The sequence below is a fragment of the Microlunatus sp. M237 genome, from assembly GCF_056896895.1.
This window is the reverse complement of the sequence record NZ_JBXHBL010000005.1, coordinates 149,887-168,366: the sequence shown is the minus strand read 5'-3', so window position 1 is coordinate 168,366 and position 18,480 is coordinate 149,887. Positions and strand designations below refer to the sequence as shown.

Annotated in this window: 13 protein-coding genes and 1 tRNA gene; 7 read left to right on the top strand and 7 right to left on the bottom strand. The window is 68.7% G+C overall.

Annotated elements, in window-relative coordinates; translation table 11 throughout:
* Nucleotides 1-7: 7 nt before the first annotated feature.
* The 3 genes from AC1XX3_RS18485 to AC1XX3_RS18475 form a co-directional block, all read right to left on the bottom strand.
* On the bottom strand, nt 8-2,515 hold the full coding sequence (locus AC1XX3_RS18485) for a family 78 glycoside hydrolase catalytic domain (RefSeq protein WP_483322651.1): 2,508 nt from the start codon (nt 2,513-2,515) through the stop codon (nt 8-10).
* 147 nt (nt 2,516-2,662) lie between these two features.
* Nucleotides 2,663-3,952 (bottom strand): MFS transporter, encoded by a 1,290-nt coding sequence (locus AC1XX3_RS18480; protein ID WP_483322650.1) that lies wholly within the window; start codon nt 3,950-3,952, stop codon nt 2,663-2,665.
* A gap of 28 nt (nt 3,953-3,980) precedes the next feature.
* A complete protein-coding gene (locus AC1XX3_RS18475) occupies nt 3,981-4,718 on the bottom strand; it encodes a hypothetical protein (RefSeq protein ID WP_483322649.1) in 738 nt (245 codons plus the stop codon).
* Nucleotides 4,719-5,197: 479 nt separating this feature from the next.
* Between AC1XX3_RS18475 and gyrB the strand changes: the two genes are divergently transcribed.
* From gyrB to AC1XX3_RS18460, 3 genes are all read left to right on the top strand, one after another.
* Entirely contained in the window at nt 5,198-7,177 is a 1,980-nt protein-coding gene (gene gyrB / locus AC1XX3_RS18470) for a DNA topoisomerase (ATP-hydrolyzing) subunit B (RefSeq protein WP_483322710.1), read from the top strand.
* 75 nt (nt 7,178-7,252) lie between these two features.
* Nucleotides 7,253-10,000, top strand: a complete 2,748-nt coding sequence (gyrA, locus tag AC1XX3_RS18465) for a DNA gyrase subunit A (protein ID WP_483322648.1) — start codon at nt 7,253-7,255, stop codon at nt 9,998-10,000.
* Complete coding sequence (locus tag AC1XX3_RS18460) at nt 9,993-11,192, top strand: DUF3566 domain-containing protein (protein ID WP_483322647.1); 1,200 nt, start codon at nt 9,993-9,995, stop codon at nt 11,190-11,192. The genes gyrA and AC1XX3_RS18460 overlap by 8 nt, the downstream gene beginning before the upstream one ends.
* A 103-nt stretch (nt 11,193-11,295) precedes the next feature.
* Here AC1XX3_RS18460 and AC1XX3_RS18455 read toward each other — a convergent pair whose 3' ends face one another.
* Complete coding sequence (locus AC1XX3_RS18455; RefSeq protein ID WP_483322646.1) at nt 11,296-12,111, bottom strand: phytanoyl-CoA dioxygenase family protein; 816 nt, start codon at nt 12,109-12,111, stop codon at nt 11,296-11,298.
* A gap of 55 nt (nt 12,112-12,166) precedes the next feature.
* On the opposite strand from AC1XX3_RS18455, the gene AC1XX3_RS18450 reads away from it, so the two are divergent.
* Entirely contained in the window at nt 12,167-13,003 is an 837-nt protein-coding gene (locus tag AC1XX3_RS18450; protein ID WP_483322645.1) for a helix-turn-helix domain-containing protein, read from the top strand.
* A 73-nt stretch (nt 13,004-13,076) separates the two neighbouring features.
* Nucleotides 13,077-13,150, top strand: a tRNA-Ile gene (locus AC1XX3_RS18445).
* Between the two features lie 664 nt (nt 13,151-13,814).
* Here AC1XX3_RS18445 and AC1XX3_RS18440 read toward each other — a convergent pair.
* Nucleotides 13,815-14,318 carry a VanZ family protein gene (locus AC1XX3_RS18440; protein ID WP_483322644.1) on the bottom strand — a complete coding sequence of 168 codons (504 nt, stop codon included), beginning with the start codon at nt 14,316-14,318 and terminating at the stop codon, nt 13,815-13,817.
* The gene (locus tag AC1XX3_RS18435) at nt 14,315-14,707 is read right to left on the bottom strand and encodes a M15 family metallopeptidase (RefSeq protein ID WP_483322643.1); all 393 of its coding nucleotides are present in this window, start codon (nt 14,705-14,707) and stop codon (nt 14,315-14,317) included. The genes AC1XX3_RS18440 and AC1XX3_RS18435 overlap by 4 nt, the downstream gene beginning before the upstream one ends.
* Before the next feature lie 377 nt (nt 14,708-15,084).
* Here AC1XX3_RS18435 and AC1XX3_RS18430 point away from each other — a divergent pair, with 377 nt between their 5' ends.
* Nucleotides 15,085-15,765 (top strand): response regulator transcription factor, encoded by a 681-nt coding sequence (locus AC1XX3_RS18430; RefSeq protein WP_483322642.1) that lies wholly within the window; start codon nt 15,085-15,087, stop codon nt 15,763-15,765.
* Nucleotides 15,762-16,844 (top strand): sensor histidine kinase, encoded by a 1,083-nt coding sequence (locus AC1XX3_RS18425; RefSeq protein ID WP_483322641.1) that lies wholly within the window; start codon nt 15,762-15,764, stop codon nt 16,842-16,844. Before AC1XX3_RS18430 ends, AC1XX3_RS18425 begins: the two co-directional genes overlap by 4 nt.
* Before the next feature lie 929 nt (nt 16,845-17,773).
* Here AC1XX3_RS18425 and AC1XX3_RS18420 read toward each other — a convergent pair.
* Nucleotides 17,774-18,427 (bottom strand): SDR family oxidoreductase, encoded by a 654-nt coding sequence (locus tag AC1XX3_RS18420; RefSeq protein WP_483322640.1) that lies wholly within the window; start codon nt 18,425-18,427, stop codon nt 17,774-17,776.
* Between the last annotated feature and the right edge of the window lie 53 nt (nt 18,428-18,480).

Genomic DNA, 18,480 nt, shown 5'->3' with positions numbered 1-18,480 from the left:
CGGAGTCTCAGTCAGTCAGCTCGGCGGCGAAGGTGTGCCGCCCGGCGCCGCGGATCTCCGCCGCGCCCGGCAGCTCCACCAGCGCCCGGACGCCGACGGGGACGGTGAGGTCGACCTGCAGCTGTCCGGCGCGTCGCTGCCACGCCACCCGCAGCTCTCCGTACGGCGTCCGCACAGTGGCCTCGGCGCCGTCGAGCGTCAGCACCGAGGGACGGACACGGGCGGTGCGCCACCCCGGCTCGACCGGCGACATGCCAGCAACGGCGCCGAACAGCCAGTCGTCCACCGTCCCGAGGAAGTAGTGCCCGCGCGAGCGTGACTCCAGCTTCCAGTGCTCCCAGAGGGTGTTGGCGCCCTCGGTGACCCAGTAGCCCCAGCTGGGGAAGGTGGTCTGCTCGGCGACCCGCCGGGCCACCTCCGGATGGCCGTAGCGCGTCAGCACCGGCAGCAGATACTTGGTGGCCAGCGCCCCGGTGGACAGATGGAAATCGCGCTCCGTCACGTCCCGTGCCAGCCGGTCGGCGACGGCCTGGGTGTGTTCGGCGGGAATGAGGTCGAAGGCCAGCGACAGGGCGGCGTGCGCCTGTCGATAGCAGCTGTCACCGGTGCCGCGGACCTCGGCCGTGGCCGGGTCGAAGAAGGCGGCCAGGAAGGCGGCCCGACACGTTCCCGCGGCGGTGCTCCACTCGGTGCCGTCCTGGCCGAGCACGCCGGCGACCTCGGCCAGCGTCTGGCAGGCCGCGATCAGATACGCCGTGGCCGAGACGCGGCTGTCCTCGGGCGGGTTGCCGCCGCCGGCGTCGGTCTCGGGGCTGACCCAGTCACCCAGGGATGTGTCGGCCAGGAAACCCTCGGTCCGGGCCAGCTCGAAGCGCAGCCAGTCCTGGGCGTCCGGCCACATCTCGGCCAGCACCCGCCGGTCACCACGCTGCCGGTAGATCTCCCACGGCACCAGCACCAAGGACGCGTGCCAGGTCGGGGCCGGGATGTCTGCGGTCCAGCCACCATGCGGCGCAATCACCTCCGGCGCGCCCTTCCCGTGGCGCGACGCGGCGATGTCGGCGGACCACTTGGCGAGCAGCTCGTGCGAGTCGAGGTTGAGCAGCATCAGCTCCGCCCCGACCATGCCGTCGCCGGTCCAGCCGTTCTTCTCATACTTCGGGGTGTCGGTCGGGATCCCGTGCAGGTTGTTCACCACCGAACGGACCGTCAGCTCGTGCACCGTGTCGAGCAGCTCGCTGCTGCTGTGGAACGACCCGGTGCGCTCGACGGCGGTGTGCACCAGCTTGGCCCGCAGCCTCGGCAGTGACGAGGCGCGGACCTCGACGTGCTGGAATCCCTTGTAGCCGAACCGGTTCTCCCAGCGCAGCGGTCCGCCGGCCAGGATGATCCGGTCGGTCTGGAACCGGCCGTCGAAATAGCCCTTCTCGTCGTCGTAGTTGGGCGTTCCGTCGGCCCGCAGCTGCTCGCCGTAGCGGAGCTCGACGACGTCGCCGGCCGCACCCTCGGTCTCCACCTCGACCCAGCCGGCGATGATGCGGGGAAACGAGACCACCCACCGATCGGGGCCGAGCTCGGTGACCTGCTCGGGCTCAAACTCCTCGATCACCTCGATCGGCTGCTGTCGCTGGTGCACCAGCCGTCCCCGGGGACCGGGGCGCAGCTCCGCCGCGATCCAGTCGGCGTCGTCGAAGCCGGCCCGGTCGAAGTGCGGCGCGGCCAGTCGGGCGTCGAAGTCCTCACCGGCGTAGAGGTCGTCGCTCCGGGTCGGACCGTCGGTCGCCCGCCATTCCTCGGTGGAACAGATCGTCTCGGTCCTGCCGTCGGCGTACCGGATGACCAGCAGAAGCCGCAGGCAGGGCTCGTCGTGCCAGGGCGCGGTCTCCCAGTTCCAGGTGTTGGCCCCGAGCATGCCGTAGAAGCCACGACCGAGCTCGGCGCCGAGGGCGTGCGTACCGACCGTCAGCCGGTGCGTCACGTCGGTCACCGTGTACTGCGCGGTCACGTCGTAGTCGGTGAAGCCAGGACTCAACAGATACGGCTCGCACGGTTCTCCGTCCAGCCCGACCCGGGCGTAGCCGCCCGCCGCGACGACCAGGAACGCCTCGCGCGGCTGCTCGGGGATCGCGAACTCTGTCCGCAGCAGCGGGGCGGCGCCGCTCTCGTGCGGTGAGCCGATCCAGGAAGCGCCGTGCCAGTCACCGTCCAGCACCCCGGTGCCGAAGGTGGACTCGGCGGTGAGCGCACCGGCAGTCGTCTGCACCTCCAGCTGCCACCGATACCGGGTCAGCGAAGCCAGCGGAGCGCCGCCGTACTCGATGTCGACCTGGTCGGCGGAGTCCACTCGGCCCGAGCGCCACACCTCACCGTCGGCGCCGATCACGGTGATCGACCAGGCGAGCTGCTCGACGCCGTCCTGATCCGTGTCGACCATCCAGCCGAAGCGCGGCACCACGTCCACACCGAGAGGCTGGCAGACGTGCTCGACGACGAGCCGGTGCAGGGCGAGGGTCATTCCGGACTACCTTCCGTTGGGGTGTGGCCGCAGTGGTGACACACCCGAGCTGGGTGAGGGGCGGCGCGGCCCGTCATCCTGCCAGCGCCCTCCCGCCACGCTGACCGGCACTCTCTCGTCGAGACGGCTGGGTCTCCGCCGGCGACCTCAGGAGTACGCGGCTGCCGGATCTGAGGTGCGGTTGCGGTAGGTGATGGCGGCCACCACGACCGTGCACAGGCTCAACGCCGCGGCGCTGAGGGCGAGGGAGGTGTGGATTCCGGTGAGGATCCCGAGCATGCCTACGGTGAGGCCGCTGCCGGCCCGGAGGCCGCCGGACGACATGCCGTAGAGCCCGACGATCCGACCGCGCTCCTCCGGTGGAGCGGTCAGCTGGACCACGGTCTGACCGACCGAGGTGGACACCATGTTGGCGACGCCGGCCACGACGAGGAACACCAGCGCCAAGACATAGGAGTGGATGAGGGCGAAGCCGACGGTGCTGAGGCCCATCACGAACGTCCCCACCATGGCGGTGCGGACGCTGGGCACGACCCCGCCGGCTGCCTCGAGGACGAATCCGCCGACCACACCACCGACGCCGGTGGCGAAGAGCAGCAGCCCGTACGCGGCGCCGGCACTGCCGACCCCAAGGTCGCCGGCCAGCGCCGGCATCGCCGCCTGGACCGCGGAACCGATGAAGAACGACCCGAGCCCGGCCAGCACGATCATCGACATCAGCACCCGGTTACCGCGAACCCGTCGCAGCGTGAGCATCGCCTCCCGGAGACCGAGCCTGACCCGCGGCCGGGCGTCGCCCCGGCTGTGCCCGGTGAACTTCGTGATCATCAAGAAGATCGTCAGCGGGAGATAGAGGGCGGCGTTGACGAAGATGCCGGTGGTCGGGCCGAGGCCGAGCAGCAGGGCTGACCCGACCACTGGGCCGCAGAGGACGCCGAGGCTCTTGAAGGTGGCGTTCAGACGTACCGCGCTCGGCAGGTCCCGAGTGCCGACGAGATCGTGCAGCATCAGCTGCTCGCCCGGGCCCCACATGGCTCCCGCCATGCCGTGCAGCACCAACAGGACGCACGCGTGCCACATCTGGAGCGAGTCGGTGAGGAACAAGATGCCCCAGGTGATCGACACCGTCATGAACAGCGCCTGCCCGGCCTGCACCACACGGCGGCAGTCGAACCGGTCGGCGAGGGTGCCGAAGTAGACGGAGAACAGCAGGAACGGCACCCAGTGGCTGATGACCTGGAACCCGACCAGGGATTCGGAGTGGAAGGTCTGCCACAGCACCCAGTAGGTGATGACGTGCTCGATGTTGTCGGCCATCATCGCGATCCCGCTGCCGAACAGGTACGGCCGACAGTCCTTGTTGCGCAGCGCCGCGAACCTGGCAGGTCGTTCGGGAGCCGGCCGGTGCGCGGTCGTCGAGTCACACGAGGCGCACATCGGTTCGCCCCCTCCGATCTAGTTGCGGTCAGTCGACGTCAGCCGGCAGCACCTTGACGGGCAGCTGGAGGTCGTAGGCGTAGTTCGAGTTGCCCCACTCCTCCTCGCCGGTCTTCAGCAGCGAACGGTCACCGAACTTCTGGTCGAAGACGACGAATCGCAGCGTCTCGCCTGGCTGGTAGTCCTCGGGGTATTCGAACTTCACCGAGTAGGTCGTGGCCGGCAGACCCGGCTGGAACTTCGCCGAGCTGCGGAACAGCTCATTGGGTGGGCCGATGGCCTGGGCGGTGGCGACCTGGGTCTGGCCGGAGGCGGGGTCGCGGCTGGCGAACATGCCGCGCTCGCCGACCGTGGGAGCGATGCTCTCGTCGCCGGTGGTCCGGCCGGTGCCGTGGACCCGCACCTCCCAGCGGATCTCGTCATCGAACTGCTTCTTCTGCTGGGCGGTGACGTGGGTGAAGGTGAACTCGTACGGGCCGGTCGCCACCACCGCACCGGGCTCACGGGGGCGGAGCAGGTCGGTCCGCCGCTCGAAGCCACCGAGGGCGTAGACCAGGCCGACCAGCAGAGCCACGGCGGCGACCACTGCAATCACGACCAGGCCGGGGGAGAGGCGGCGACGCGGTGTGGAGACCTCGCTCGGCAGTGACCAGTTCGCGTCGACGTCGTCGGAGTCGATCCACAGCACCGGCGCCGTCGGGACGGGCGAGGGCGTCGGGTGCACGGACGACGGTGTCGAGCGCTGGGGAGGCTGGGGGTCCGACACGGCGCTCAGTCTAGAGCCGGACCGGCTCGGAGGTGGTGGGGATCGGCAGTGTTCGGCAGGCTCGATGCAACCAGTGGGCGGCCTGGTCTGTGTGGCGCCACGAGGCCCGCAGAGACCCCAGGGCCGTACCGGGACTATCGGGCCACCCCCACAGAAGTCCAGAGACTGCTTCTGGTGGCTCTGAATCCCATTTCTGCTCACGTTGTGGGCCCCAGGAATGCCGGAATCACTGTCTAACCGGCTAGAATAACTATGTTAAACGAGCGGTCGGGCTCTGTGGTCCGGCTGGTGTGCACCCACCGTGCCGCCTGACCTCCCAGCCATCGGAGTCGGTGCGGCGCACGTACGACAGGAGCCCAGATCCGGTGACGGACGAGACCCCCACGACCAGTGTCCAACCCGATGACGAGTCCTTGAAGGGTTTCCTCGCCAAGGAGACCACCACGGAGCTGCCAGTCGAGGAAGAGCACCCAGCGTCGGTGCACGGGACGTCCGCCTCCTCCGGTCACACCACCAACGCGTACGACTCCGAGTCCATCACGGTCCTCGAGGGTCTTGAGGCGGTCCGCAAACGTCCCGGCATGTATATCGGCTCCACCGGTGAGCGCGGGCTGCACCACCTGGTGTCCGAGGTGGTCGACAACGCGGTGGACGAGGCGATGGCCGGCTACTGCGACGACATCCAGGTCTCGCTCCTCGACGACGGCGGCATCCGGGTCAGCGACAACGGGCGCGGCATCCCGGTCAAGATCCACCCCACCGAGGGCATCTCCGCGGCCACGGTCGCGCTGACGGTGCTGCACGCGGGCGGCAAGTTCGGCGCCGGTGGTTACAAGGTCTCCGGTGGCCTGCACGGCGTCGGCGTCTCCGTGGTCAACGCGCTGTCGACCCGGCTCAACGTGGACATCAAGCGTGACGGGCACCGCTGGAGCCAGGACTTCGTGCTCGGCGTGCCGACCGCCCCGCTGGCCCAGCACGAGGAGACCGACGAGACCGGCACCACGGTGACGTTCTACGCCAGCCCCGAGATCTTCGAGACGACCGTCTACTCCTACGACACGCTGGCGACCCGGTTCCGCGAGATGGCGTTCCTGAACAAGGGCCTGTCCATCAGCATCACCGACCGGCGCAGCGGCCGGGTGGACGAGCACGGCAAGGTCATCACCGACACCTTCCGCTACGACGACGGCCTGATCGACTTCGTCAAATACCTGATGAAGGCGAAGGAGCCGGTGCACACCTCGGTCATCGCCGTGGACGCCGAGGCGCCGGAGTCGGGCATGAGCCTCGAGCTGGCGATGCAGTGGAACACCTCGTTCACCGAGTCGGTGCACACCTTCGCCAACGCCATCAACACCCATGAGGGCGGCACCCACGAGGAGGGCTTCCGCTCCGCGCTCACCAACACGGTGAACAAGTGGGGCGAGACCTGGGGCATGATCAAGAAAGCGGACGACCGCGTCTCCGGTGACGACATCCGCGAGGGTCTGACCGCGATCGTCTCGATCAAGCTGGCCGAGCCACAGTTCGAGGGCCAGACCAAGACCAAGCTGGGCAACACCGAGGCCCGGTCGTTCGTGCAGCGGATCGCCAATGCCGAGCTCGGCGACTGGTTCGAGAAGAACCCGTCCGAGGGCAAGGACATCGTCCGCAAGTCGCAGGCTGCCGCGGCGGCCCGGATCGCTGCCCGCAAGGCGCGCGACCTGGCCCGCAACCGCAAGGGCCTGCTCGGCGGCGGCGGGCTGCCCGGCAAGCTGAGCGACTGCCAGTCGACCAACCCCGAGGAGTGCGAGGTCTTCATCGTCGAGGGCGACTCGGCCGGTGGCTCGGCGAAGGGTGGTCGCGACCCGCGGATCCAGGCGATCCTGCCGATCCGCGGCAAGATCCTCAACGTCGAGAAGGCCCGGATCGACAAGATCCTGCAGAACAACGAGGTCCAGGCGATCATCTCCGCCCTCGGCACCGGGGTGCACGACGACTTCGACATCGAGAAGCTGCGCTATCACAAGATCGTCATGATGGCCGACGCCGATGTTGACGGCGCCCACATCCGTACCCTGCTGCTGACCTTGATGTTCCGGTTCATGAAGCAGCTGATCGAGGCCGGGCACGTCTATCTCGCTCAGCCGCCGTTGTTCCGGATCGGCTGGTCCAACGCTCCGCACGAGCTCGCGTACACCGATGCTGAGCGGGATGCGCTGCTGCGGCTGGGCGCGGAGGCGGGCAAGCGGCTGCCGCGCGAGAACGCGATCCAGCGCTACAAGGGTCTGGGTGAGATGAACCCCGACCAGCTCTGGGACACCACCATGGACCCGGAGCACCGGATCCTGCTGCAGGTCACGCTGGACGACGCCGCCCGGGCTGACGAGATGTTCTCGATCCTGATGGGCGAGGACGTCGAGCAGCGCCGGACCTTCATCCAGCGCAACGCCAAGGACGTCAGGTTCCTCGACATCTGACCCCGACGCGCTCGGGCTGATCGCCCGGGCGCGTTCTGCCCGAACCCCCGAGCCCCACACTGACGGAGCAGCTGCATGACTGACATCCCTACCCCTCCCGCGGACCGCCGGGAGCCGGTGGACCTGCAGGACGAGATCCAGAAGTCCTATCTCGACTACGCCATGAGCGTCATTGTCGGACGGGCCCTGCCAGACGTCCGCGACGGCCTGAAGCCGGTGCACCGGCGCATCCTCTACGCGATGTACGACGGCGGCTACCGCCCCGACCGCGGCTGGAACAAGTGCGCCCGCATCGTCGGCGAGGTGATGGGTCAATATCACCCGCACGGCGACTCCGCGATCTATGACACCCTCGTCCGGCTGGCACAGCCGTGGGTGATGCGCGCCCCGTTGGTCAGTGGCCAGGGCAACTTCGGCTCACCGGGCAACGACCCAGCCGCCGCCATGCGCTACACCGAGTGCAAGATGGCGCCGCTGGCCATGGAGATGGTCCGCGACATCACCGAGAACACGGTGGACTTCAAGGCCAACTACGACGGCAAGGAGCGCGAGCCGGTCGTCCTGCCGGCCCGGTTCCCGAACCTGCTGGTCAACGGCTCCACCGGTATCGCGGTCGGCATGGCCACCAACATCCCGACCCACAACCTCCGCGAGGTCGCCGCTGCCGTGCAGTGGTCGCTGGAGAACCCGGAAGCCTCCCCCGAGGAGCTGCTCGAGGCGGCGATGGAGCGGGTCAAGGGCCCGGACTTCCCCAACGGCGCGCTGATCGTCGGCCGCAAGGGGATCGAGGACGCCTACCGCACCGGTCGCGGCTCGGTCACCATGCGCGCGGTGGTCAACATCGAGGAGGACAAGACCGGCCGTACGCTGCTGGTGGTCAACGAGCTGCCGCACATGGTCAACCCGGACAACCTGGCGCTGAAGATCGCCGAGCTCGTCAACGGTGGCCGACTGACCGGCATCGCCGACATCCGCGACGACACCTCCGCCCGCACCGGGCAGCGGCTGGTGATCGTGCTCAAGCGCGACGCGCAGCCCCGGGTGGTGCTGAACAACCTCTACAAGCACACCCAGCTGCAGGACACCTTCGGCTGCAACATGCTCGCCCTGGTCGACGAGGTGCCGCGGACGCTGCGGCTGGACCAGTTCATCTCCTACTGGATCACCCACCAGATCGAGGTCATCCAGCGGCGTACGCAGTATCGGCTCGATGACGCCGAGTCGAAGGCCCACATCTATCGCGGTCTGGTCAAGGCGCTCGACGCCCTGGACGAGGTCATCGCCCTGATCCGGCGCAGCGCGAGCACCGACGAGGCCCGCGAGGGCCTGAAGGAGCTGCTGGAGATCGACGATGTCCAGGCCGGCGCCATCCTCGACATGCAGCTGCGGCGGCTGGCCGCTCTGGAGCGGCAGAAGATCATCGACCAGCTGGCCGAGTTCGAGCGGATCATCGCCGACCTCAAGGACATCCTGGCCAACCCCGACCGGCAGCGGCGCATCATCGCCGCCGAGCTGACCGAGATCGTCGACAAGTACGGCGACGACCGGCGGACCGAGATCATCTCCGCCGACGGTGACCTGTCGAACGAGGACCTGATCCCCGACTCCGAGGTGGTCGTCACGATCACCCGCGGTGGCTACGCCAAGCGCACCAACACCGATCAATACCGGGTGCAGCGTCGCGGCGGCAAGGGTGTCCGCGGCGCCACGCTGCGTACCGCCGACGAGGTGGAGCATCTCTTCGCCACCACGAACCACCACTGGATCTTGTTCTTCACCAACAAGGGCAGGGTCTATCGCGCCAAGGTGTGGCAGCTGCCCGAGGCCGGCCGCGACGCCAAGGGCGGCCACGTCGCCGGGCTGTTGTCGTTCCTGCCGGATGAGCACATCGCGCAGGTGCTGGCGATCCGGGACTACGACCCGGACTCCTACCTGCTGTTGGCCACCAAGCGCGGGCTGGTGAAGAAGACGGCGCTGCCGATGTATGACTCGCCGCGCCAGGCGGGGATCATCGCCATCAACTTCCGCGACGACAACGACGAGCTGATCGGTGCCGAGCTGTGCACCACGGCGGACGACGTGTTGCTCATCTCGCGCAAGGGTCAGGCGATCCGGTTCCCGGCCGACGACAACCAGCTGCGGCCGATGGGCCGAGCCACCTCCGGTGTGACCGGGATGAAGTTCCGGGCCGACGACGAGCTGTTGTCGCTGTCGATCATCTCCGCGTCGATGGAGGAAGACGACCGGTTCGTCTTCACCGTGACCGACGGCGGCTTCGCCAAGCGCACGCTGGTGTCGGACTACCGGCAGCAGGGACGTGGCGGTCTGGGTATCAAGGCAATGAAGCTGAATGAGGACCGCGGGTCCCTGGTCGGTGGTCTGATCGTGTCCGAGAACGACGAGGTCATCGCCATCCGGCACAGCGGGCAGATCACCCGCAGCGCGGTGAACGAGGTGCCGGTCAAGGGACGTGACACCATGGGGGTGAAGTTCGTCGGCGTACGCGACAACGACTCCGTGGTCGTCATCGCGCTCAACCCCGAGACAACTGCAGAGGTAGTAGCCGATCTGGGCACGCCGGCCACCGATGACGACGCGACCGCGGCGGCACCGGCGGAGGTCGAGGACGAAGACGCCGACGGCGCCTTCGACGTCACCCCGGGCCAGGTCGACAGCCAGCTCGAGGGAGTCGAGAACGAGGCCGGGCCCGACAGCCTGGTTGAGGAGACGGGTCCTGAAGAGCCGGCGTCCGCGACGGACAGCACCGAACCAGACGACACTGTGTCCGACCAGACGCAGGCCGAGGAGGATGACAGTGAGTGAAGGCAACCGGGGCTCGGATGACCCCCAGAGCAAGCCTCCGCGCAACGGCCAGGCTCCTTCGGCAACCCCCGCCGGCCCTGACCTGACGGCCAGCCGGACCGAGTCGGCGGCGACCCGCAACCCGGCTGCCGGCGCGTTCCGGCCCAAGGGTCAGGCGGGGACCACTCCCCGCCCCGCCTCCGGTTCGGCCCCGGCCGCGCCGTCCGGCTCAGCCGGTGGCTCGTCTTCGGTGGCGCCGAAGCCGTCGCCCGGTCCGCGCCCCACTCCTCGGCCGACACCGGGTGGCGCCCCGCCGAAGGTGTCGAAGCCGTCGGCGGGCGGTTCCCCGGCGGCTCCACCCGCTCGGACCGCCGCCCCGCAGCCGTCGCCCACCCGCCCTGGCGGGGACCGGGCCGACCAGGCCCGGCCCGCTGCGCAGAATGGCACCGGAACCGAGGCGAAGAAGTCCGCTGCCGCCCCGTCCTGGGACCAGCCGAAGGAGGCTGGTGCGGCCAAGCCGTCCTGGCGTGACCGGCTCGGGTTGGGCCCGAAAGACCAGACCGAGGCTGACCGTCCCGGCGAGACGGCCAAAGCCGCCGAGCCGGCGAAGGTCTCGGCCGGTGCCCCGGCGGCCCGGGTCCAGCAGCCCGCCGCTCGCTCCGGCGCCGCCGCTCCGCAGCAGCGCACCGCCGAGCCGACACGCTCGGACGAGTCGGGACCGTCGACCGCTGTCATCCCGGCAGTGGGGGGTGCCACGGCCGGTGCCGCGGCCGGTGCCACCAAGAGCGAGGTCGAGACGCTGCGAGGGGCCGAGACCAAGGCCAAGGTCGGTCAGCCCCGTCGCACCCGTAAGGCGCGGCTCCGCCTCTCCCGTCTGGACCCGTGGTCGGTGATGAAGACGTCGTTCCTGTTCTCCATCGCCGCCGGCATCATGCTGGTCGTCGCGGTCTACGTCGTCTGGACGGTGATCGGCTCCTCGGGCCTGTTCGACTCGGTCAACGAGATTGTCAAGAGCGTCGTCTCGACCCCGGGTGACACCACGCCGTTCCGGATCGAGGAATACATCAACACCCAGAAGGTGATGGGCGTGACCGCGCTCCTCGCCTGTGTCGACGTGGTGATCTTCACCGCGCTCGCCACCCTCGGGTCGTTCCTCTACAACCTGGCCGCCACCATGCTCGGCGGGCTGGAGATCACCCTCGCCGAGGACTGAGTCCTCGCCATACGTTCGAAGGTCCGCCACCCGGCTGGGTGGCGGACCTTCTTTCGTTCTCAGGCGCTCGTTCTTTGAGCCCTCGCTCGCTGGGTCCCGGGGGTCAGTGACCTTCGCTGATCTCCCAGCCCTCGCCGCACGGTCCGCCGTCGGGGGACTCGTCGATCGTCACCTCGACACCGTCGCGGTCGAGCAGCGGCTGATAGAACCGAGCCACCTCGACGCTGGCCTCGGGGACGTAATGGAAGATCAGCGACCGGCGGAACCGGTCGGTGCTGCTGTTCGGCTCCGAGCCGTGCACCAGGCTGCCGTGGAAGAACAGTGCGTCGCCGGCCTTGAGCTGGCTCTGCACCACCTCCAGGCCGTCGGGGATCGAGACCTCGACGTTGGCGAATGACTTGGTCATGTCGGCCTCGTCCGGACAGACCACCGCGTAGCGGTGGGAACCCGGGACGACCTTGAGCCCGCCGTTCTCGGCGTCGCAGTCGTCGACCGCGATCCAGGCGGCGATGCAGGTCTCGGGGTGGGACTGCAGGAAGAGGTTGTCCTGGTGCATCGCCTGACCGCGGGCGGACGGTGGCTTGAAATAGAACATCGACTGCGCGGCGAGCGGGGTGCCCACCAGCTCGGTGACCACGTCGAACACCCGGGGGCCGAGCAGCCAGCGCCGGGCGAGCCTGCCGACGGCCGAGTCGAGTCGCCGGTGCGGCTGCACGAACCGGGGGTAGCGGGCCAGTGGGTCGTCGTCGGGAACGAGGTCATCGAACCCGAAGCTGCGGTCGGTCTCCACCTGCGTCATGAACGTGTCGCGGATCTCGGCGATCTCGTCGGCGGTCAACAGCCCCGGCACGTGGATGACGCCGTCGCGGGCGTACTGGGTCTGCCGATCGGTGTCGGGATGTACGGCAATATGGGACATGCTCTGAGTCTGATCGAGATTCCGGCTTGCCAACAGCCCGAGAACCACTGACTTCATGGAAGATCGTGCTGTGCCGCGAACTGAGTCGTTCATCCCCGAGGTGCACCGGGTGCAAGCCGGGACCCTCGACGAGGGCCAGGGCTATGAGACGTACCGGTCGCGCGGGACGCCCGACTGGTTGCTGATCCACACCGTGGCTGGTCGGGGGCATTTCGGCACCGCGGATCGCGACTTCGTCGCCGTGCCTGGTGACACCACGCTGCTGCGTCCCGGCGTGCTGCATGACTACGGCGTAGAGCAGACCGCCTCGCGCTGGAGCATCGCCTACGCGCACTTCTATCCGCGGCCGGAGTGGCTGCCGCTGCTGGATTGGCCCGAGCTCGCGCCGGGGGTCGCGCGCCTGCACGCCGGTCCCGAGGTCGCCCAGCGAATCCTCGACAGTCTCGCCGCGGCGGCGCGGTTCGGCCGCGGCCAGCTGGATCCGCATGAGCGCTTCGCCTACAACGCGCTCGAGGCGGCGCTGCTGTGGTGCGACACGGCCAACCCGCGCTCACGCGGCCTCGACGAGCGGGTGCTGCGGGTGGTCGAGCACATCGACCGCGACCTGCGCGCGCGACTGGACCTGCCCGAGCTCGCTGCCGTGGCCGGCCTGTCGGTGTCGCGGTTCAGTCACCTGTTCACCAGCCAGCTCGGCGTCAGCCCGCAGCGCTATGTCGAGGCGCAGCGGATCGCCGCCGCCCGCCAACTGCTCGACCTGACCAGCCGTTCGGTGGCCGCGGTGGCCCGCGAGGTGGGGTTCGACGACCCGCTCTACTTCTCCAGCCGGTTCCGGCTGCACACCGGCAGAAGTCCGCGTCAGTATCGGGCCCGCGCGACAGGTGATCCAAGTTGAGGCAGGTGTCCCCGATGGGCTAGTCTCTTCCTTCGTGCGCGTGGCTCATTGACGCTCACTTCCGCGAAGATGCGGGCCTATAGCTCAGACGGTTAGAGCGCTGCCCTGATAAGGCAGAGGTCAGTGGTTCAAGTCCACTTAGGCCCACCCAATCCAAACCCTCACTGACCAGGGCGCGGAGTATCGCACCTCCTGCGGGTCTCGGGGAGCAACCAACGCTCGGGGGCGTACGGGACTCACCGCAACCGTTCCTCGCGCAGATCGACCAGGTTCGACGGTCGTGTGACCCGTGTTTCCAGCAGTGCATCGAGCCGGCCTCCGCTCAGTCGGTGGGGACCTGGGCTACGGCGAAGAAGTGTGGCCTCTGGTCGAACCACGTCGAGCAGGCCCCCGCAAGCTTCCCTGGACGGCCATTCGCGCCACAGCCGAGCGGTACTGCTGAGACCCGGTCGTCCACGACGGCAACTTCCCGACGTGACACGGATGCTGACGCGCCCGTCACACACCTGCAGAACCCAGCCGTTGCGATCCACGCCGACGCCTGCAGCGCGGCTCCGACCGGACGACGAGGAGCCTTGCGCTCTGTGCCGCTTGGCCCCCCTCACTGCCACTGATCACCGAACCAGGCTTACGGGACACCGCGACTGCCCCGGCCCTCAGCAAGCGCTGACTCTGCTCCCGTGTCGCAGGACGGTCGTCAATCGAAAACCGGATCGCAGACGATTGTGTGCGAGTGGTCGAGCGCGCGGGCGCCACTCTGATACGCAAGAGTGGCGGACGGATGTCGGACACCCTGATTTGGTCGCGGCCGTCAGTAGCGGACGCGGAACCCGAAGAGCCGCAGCAGGAGGAAGACAGTGAGGACGGCGAGTCCGGCGACCCTGATGAACCAGTCGGTGGCGGGAGCGCGCCGACCGCGTGCGATGAGCCGGTAGGTCAGCAGTCCGACGAAGGTACCCAGGCTGTTCATCACAACGTCGGTTACATCCGACGCGCCGATCCGGAGGGCGTACTGCAGGGTTTCGAGCGTTGCGCTGAGCGCGAGGGCGACGAGGAGCAGCCGCCACCAGACCACTGTCCGGAACGTCATACCCAGCAGCAGGCCGAGCGGGACGAAAGTCACGAGGTTGGAGACCGCCTCGCTCCACCCGATCCGCTGGAGGCCGTGGAACGGGACGAGATTGAGGCTGCGGCTCTGGTGATTCAGCAGCACTCCCGGGATGTCGTACGAAAGCTTGAACAGGGTCAACCACAGCAGCGACAGCAGATAGAGGATCAGCAGCGCCCGGGACAACGGGCTGGGTGCCGCGCTCATCGCCCCAGCCGTGGGTCGTGGGTGGGATCGGCGTACGGGGTCGGGCAGCCCTGCTCGACGGCAGTCGGCCGGAGCTCGTAGTGCCACGGTTCGTTCCGGAAGATCTGACAGAGCCCGTACCGGTCGCCGTGCCGAGCGAGCCAGGACGCGGCTGCCGTCGGGCCGATGTCCACGGCATCGCCGGTCTCGTGGGGGGAGGTGCCCGGTCGGGCGACCCACCGAGCCGCCTCGGCGGCCGACCCGTAGGTCCTCACCGCGGCGCGGAAGAGTCGCTCCTGTTCGGCCGTGGATCGCCAGCCGCTGTTCACCCGGAACCGGATGAAGTCGTGGGCGGCGTCCGTCGAGGCCCGCCGCCGCGCGTTCAGCAGCTCGGGGTCGATTCTGGTCACCGCGAGTTCGCCGTCGAACTCCGTCGGATCACGGTCCGACGCTTCGCCCGGGGGTGTGGCGGCCGATCGGATGTCTGCTTCGGGGTCCGCTCTTTCGAGCTGGTTGGACCGGGTCGAGGTGTCGGGGTGGTTGACCGAGGCTCCGACCTCGTGAGCGGCGGCGATGACGGCACGGGCTGGGACAACGCCTGCAACGTCGGGTAGGCGAGGGCGACCGCCGCGATCGCTATCGCGACCAGCACCGCGGACACGAGAACGATCCGCCGGGCGGGTGACGTCGTACGGGACATAGCCGCCAGTCAACGTAGCCGCTCGTTGCCGTGGCATATGCGATTTTCGATACGCCGGCGATAGCAAACCACCGGTAGCGTCTGGTCATGCGCGTACTGGTTGTCGAGGACGAGCCCTATCTCGCGGAGGCGATCCGCGACGGCCTGCGGCTCGCGGCCATCGCCGCCGACCTCGCCGGTGACGGACACACCGCGCTGGAGCTGCTGGATCTCAACAGCTACGACGCCGCCGTCTTGGACCGCGACGTCCCCGGGCCCTCCGGTGACGAGATCGCCCGCCGGATCATCGAGTCGGCTAGCGGCACGCCGATCTTGATGCTCACCGCCGCTAGGCGGCTGGACGACAAGGTATCTGGGTTCGAGCTCGGCGCCGACGACTACCTGACCAAGCCGTTTGAGCTGACCGAACTCGTGTTGCGGCTGCGGGCGCTGGACCGGCGCCGCGCCACCAGCCGGCCACCGGTGCGCGAGCTGGCCGGTCTGAGACTCGATCCCTTCCGCCGCGAGGTGTTCCGCAACGGCCACTACGTGCCACTGACCCGCAAGCAGTTCGCGGTGCTGGAGGTCTTGGTTGACGCCGACGGTGGTGTGGTCAGCGCTGAAGACCTGCTGGAGCGGGCCTGGGACCGTAACGCCGACCCGTTCACCAACGCGGTCCGGATCACCGTCTCCGCGCTGCGCAAGCGCCTGGGTGAGCCGTGGCTCATCGCAACGGTACTCGGCGTCGGGTATCGGATCGACCCGGAGCCCGGAGGCGGCGGGTCGTGACCAGGCCCGCCGGGATGAGCGTCCGGCTTCGGCTCACCCTCAGCTACGCCGGCTTCCTCGTGCTCGCCGGCCTCCTGCTGCTGACTGCGGTGTGGTGGTTCCTGCTGCGTGGGCGGGTGAATCTGTTCCTACCCGACCTGGCCGACTTCCTCCGCGCACTCGACCCGCGCAACTTCGGGCCGCGCGTCTTCCTCCCCGCCGCGGTGCTGGTCTTGGCATTTCTGCTCGTGTTCGGCCTGGTCGGCGGCTGGATCCTCGCCGGTCGGATACTGGCTCCGCTGACCCGCATTACCGCCGCGGCCCGCCTCGCAACCAGCGGGTCCCTGACCCACCGGGTCGCATTGAACGGGCACCGAGACGAGTTCCGCGAGCTGGCCGACGCCGTCGACGCCATGCTCGCCCGGCTCGAGCGGCAGGTCGCAGAGCAGCAGCGGTTCGCCGCGAACGCCTCTCACGAGCTCCGTACGCCGCTCGCCGTCATCCAGACGATGCTCGACGTCGCCCGCGCCGACCCCGACCGCGACCCGGCCAAGCTGCTGGAGCGGCTGCGGGTGGTGAATGCCCGGGCGATCCACCTGACCGAGGCCCTGCTGGCTCTCAGCACCGCCGACCAGCGACCGGTCGGCGACGACGTGGTCGACTTGTCCCTGCTCGCCGACGAGGCGACCGAGATGTTGGTGCCGCTCGCGGAGAAGCTCGGCGTGGAGATCCACACCAGCGGGACAGTGGCGCGCACCGTCGGCTCGACGACGCTGCTGCTGCAGCTGACCACCAACCTCCTCCAGAACGCCGTCGTACACAACCTGCTCCGGTCGGGTCAGGTGTGGCTGACGACGGCGGAGCAGCCAACCGGCCCCGTGCTCGTCGTCGAGAACACCGGCCCGCCGCTCACCGAGTCGCTGGCGACGCTCACCGAACCCTTCTGGCGCGGCAGCGGCCGCGTGCACGACGCCGCCGGAGCCGGTCTCGGACTCACCATCGCCGAACGGATCACGTCGGCGCACTGCGGAACAATGACGCTCGCCGCCCGAGCCGGCGGCGGCTTGCACGTCACCATCCAGCTACCCAGGAGCCGGTGACGAACTAGGCGGTCCCGCGAGAGGGTCGTCTCGCGGGGCAGCACGACCAGTCTGATTTCGCGCTCGACCCTCGATATGCGGTAGTTCGCCGCGGTCGAATCCGGCGTTCTAGTAGAAGGGGTGGGGCAGTCGCGGAAGGACCGGCACTATGCAGTCCCACGCAGTACCCGGCATGTCTGGGTCCAGCCAGAGCACGCCGGCGGACGCTCCGTTGCAGGGTTACGTCCTGGTGGCGTCGTCACTCCTACCGCTGGACTGCTCTGGTTCTTGGTCAGCGGCACTGACGAACAGGGCAGGCCGACCGCCGCCCAGCAGTGGGTCCCTGCGGAGCGGCGTACCCGGCGCGATCTGACCCGAACAACGGGGGCCGCGTCCGCTACCTCGGCTGAGGACCGAGCCAACCGATGCAGTCCTGCGGAATCTGGCTCTTCTAGATCAAGGGCCTCGCTGCGCTCGGCCAGCCGGCGCGTGTCCTCGCTTCGCTGCTGGCCGCGCCGTCCGCGGGGGGCTCAGTAGATGATCGTCGGGTAGGGCCCAAGTGCCGCACCTAGTTGGTGAGCTACCACCAGAAGGTCCGCAGCACGGCGAGGAGAGGGCAGGCTAGTACTTCGCCTCGAACCCGAGAACTGACGGCCGTTCGGAGGGTGGGAGGCCGACGCGGAGGGGGCGAGAGCGACTCACGAAGTAGCGCACGAGTGCAGTTGGTGCGAACGAGCGCAGAATTTCTCGGCTGCGACCTGCTCAGCTACACGTGCCGGCTGCGGCACCGGAACGCTCTGCAAGGCAGAGGTCAGTGGTTCAAGTCCCGTTAAGCCCTCGGACTAGGGATTCACGAGATCGCCCTCTCGGTCATCCCGAGGTGAGTGTCTATCGCCCGCGGGCGCCCCAATCCGAATTGCCTGCATCGTCATCGATGTCCCCGGGTGCGCTCAGTGGCCGTGGCTCGACGATTCGTCGGAGTCGACGATCGTCCGAACACCCGGCCCCCCGGAAATGGCAGCCACGGTGGCGGACGCCGCCGCGTCGATCTGAATACGCGGGTGCTCGGGTCGTTCGTTCTCATAGAAGGTTCCTGGGCCATAGAACTGGCCGTACCGCAGCACGGTGCCGCCGGCACCCAGAACGAGGGCCTCCAGGTATGCGACCGCGTCGGCTCCAGGCCCCGTCGGCAGCTGCCAAGCGACACTCTGCGCAACGAGGCGGGAGACCTGTGCCTCGTGGGCGGCGGCGACGAGATTGCGCGTGCCCTCCCTCCGGAGGCGAGCGTTGTCATCGCGTTTCGACGGCAGAAGATCCCGTCGGTCAGGGAGGTCGGTCAGTTGATGAACGAGAGCATCGGGTGCGAACGCGACGATCGCAGCCATGACCGCGGCACCGTTGAACGCATCGACCTGGAACGCGGTCACCCCCTGGTTCCGGAGCCACTCGACCCCCGCGAGCGACCGTGACATCCGGGCGACGTCTTGTCCCTCTGCTCGCAGCAGCTGAACCATCCGCCGACCGATCACCCCGGTGGCGCCGGCGATGAAGATGCGCTGCGCCGAAGGACTCGGGTCGGGGGCATGCTCGCTGGGTGCGCTCATGCGGTCACCGCGGTTTCATCCCGGTCAAGGGAACTGTGATCGCGCCTGCAGTG